Raw genomic sequence first — 1,210 nt, forward strand, 5'->3', positions numbered from 1 at the left:
GTGTATGGACCGGGGACATCGCGAACACTTTGTTCGGAGACATAGCGAACAGTTAGCGAAGCGATTTCCCTGATATTACAACCTTGGTCACTCTGTCAATTTGAGCAATACGATGGCTTCCCCAGAAAACATCGTATTGCCCGTCTTGAGCTCCTTCTCGCACCCCTACGCGCTCGCCTACAAACCCTTTTCCCAGTTTCCAGGCTTGACCGTGCCAGTAAATCTCACCTTTGGCCTGCACTTTTCGTACATCCAGTTCGCTGCCGTATTCAATCGGATTCAGCACTTCCTGATACTCCCTGGAGCTGGACGTGTACCGAGAAGCCGGAACCTGCATGCCGATACCTCCATGCGGGCGTTCGTGGTTGTAAACCTGACGCCACTCATCCAGCGTGAGCTGTGCGCTGGGCAGGTCAATCAGGCACATGCCCTTGAACACTTCCCTGATCATGCTGCGATGTTGCCTTTCAAGCTTGCCCTGCGTTTGAGGATGGTAGGGGCGCGAGTGGCTGACTTTAACGCCTTGGCGCATGATCCAGATCTCTAGGCCCGTATAGCTATCAGGCTCATCGCCCCACGGCGCCCCGTTGTCCATCGTCATGCGGTTCGGCAGTCCGTATTGGCGAAATGCTCTGATCAAATGGGCCTGAACCGTGTCGCGCTGCTCGTTGCCACAGGCGGCGATAGTTAAAAAGAAACGCGAGTGGTCATCCAGAAGAGTCAATGGATGGCAGCGACCCGTACGCATGGGCACATGACCTTTAAAGTCCATTTGCCACAGGTCATTGGGCTGCTCGTGTTCAAATCGAGTGAACGGTTTGACGAGGCCTGCCTGAGGATCGATACGATCATTGCGCTTGAGAATGGCATGAACCGTACTGGCTGCCGGCATGGTGCTGCCACGCCGTTCAAGGCATCCCTTAATCTTGCGCGCGCCCCAGCCGGTGTGTTCGATATTGAGCGCCAGGATCTTTTTTTCAGATTCTAGGGCGGTTCGATTGGGCGAGGTATGGGGGCGACGAGACTGGTTACGCAACCCATCCTTGCCCTCACACTGAAAACGTCTGAGCCACTTGTAGGCAGTCGTGCGGCCGATATTGAAGTGCTCGCACAATGCTTTGATGTTAGCGCCTTCAGCTGAGGCCAAGGCGACGAATTCGAGACGAAGATCCATGGCGGACACCTCTTTCCAGGACACATCACACCTCCT

1 protein-coding gene is annotated in these 1,210 nt (G+C 54.9%); it reads right to left on the bottom strand.

The annotated features are described in order from the left end of the window. Positions 1-52 precede the first annotated feature (52 nt). Positions 53-1,198: an IS481 family transposase gene (locus EQV93_RS22380; RefSeq protein ID WP_240892486.1), complete on the bottom strand. Its 1,146-nt coding sequence runs from the start codon at positions 1,196-1,198 to the stop codon at positions 53-55. Between the last annotated feature and the right edge of the window lie 12 nt (positions 1,199-1,210).

This window comes from Pseudomonas sp. TMW22091 (assembly GCF_022496705.1).
GTDB lineage: Bacteria > Pseudomonadota > Gammaproteobacteria > Pseudomonadales > Pseudomonadaceae > Aquipseudomonas > Aquipseudomonas saxonica.